Here is a 996-nt window from a genome sequence, read left to right as displayed (position 1 = left end):
TTCCCATATGGCTGAGCCTCAACACCAGATCGGCATCTTCATGACCCCACCCCTGAAAAGTTTCGTCAAATCCGTTGACGTTAAAAAAATCCCGCCGCCAGACACCCAGATTGCAGCTGCGAATGCCTTGCCACTGAAAACCTTGTTGTACCCTGAATAAACGCCATGGCCAGGACAGGAGGTGCAATAATTTGTTGCTATCGCCCTGCAGCCGGGCGCGAATCCAGAACGATACAGGACGGCTGGGTAAATCAATAGCGCCATTGACTACACGTTCTGTAAGACGTTGGCTGATCAATACCCGGCTTCCGTTGACAAAACATCCTGGCTCGGCGAGGCGAGCATGCTCCGCCACAAAGCGCGGCCCGGGAACGCAGTCTCCATCAAGAAAAACCAGATAGTCGGCCGTAGCCAGACTGGCTCCGAGGTTGCGAGCCTGCGCTGCGGTAAAGCCCACGTCAGGGTGCCAAACGTGGCGGACGGAGCAGTTGAAGTCCGGACATTGCTTATGGAGCATCTCCACTTCATCCGCGCGAGATCCATCATCGGCAATGATGACTTCATGCGCCGGCCCGCATTGACCTGCGAGTGACTTCAAAACAACCAGCAACGCATTGGTTCGGTTATAGGTCAGCACAATAAAGCTGACCTTCACGGTGTGCTCGTTCACTTGCCGGAATTCCGTTGCAGCAACCAAAGCTTCAGGTAGCGGTAATAGGTACCTTCGGCATTTGAAATGGCAAGCACAAGCCCCATGCGCCCGTCCATGAAACCCAAGCGCAAAAAATAGGTTCGAAAGAATGCCCAAAAACCATGGCCGAGCGCTTTGCTGATCGATGATTTTTTACCCTTGCTGTGCAGCACTTGGGCACCGGCACTGGAATAGCGGTTGGCCTTGTCGAGAACCGACTCAAAGTTTGCGAAACTTTCGTGGAGCAGGGAGGAGTTCAACTGCCCTACCGGGTTCGACGTAAGAATTTTTTCATGGACAAGATC

2 protein-coding genes are annotated in these 996 nt (G+C 53.3%); both read right to left on the bottom strand.

Annotation, left to right across the window (positions count from 1 at the left end):
• Window positions 1-670 (bottom strand): glycosyltransferase family 2 protein (locus tag AC1D1X_RS24315; RefSeq protein WP_477699490.1); only part of this gene is annotated, 670 nt, incomplete at its 3' end.
• On the bottom strand, window positions 667-996 hold a 330-nt coding region (locus tag AC1D1X_RS24310), incomplete at its 5' end, for a glycosyltransferase family protein (RefSeq protein WP_477699489.1). The genes AC1D1X_RS24315 and AC1D1X_RS24310, both read right to left, overlap by 4 nt.

This window comes from Polaromonas sp. P1_G4, from assembly GCF_056405475.1.
The sequence above is the reverse complement of the archived record's forward strand: the minus strand, read 5'-3'. Positions and strand labels throughout refer to the sequence as shown.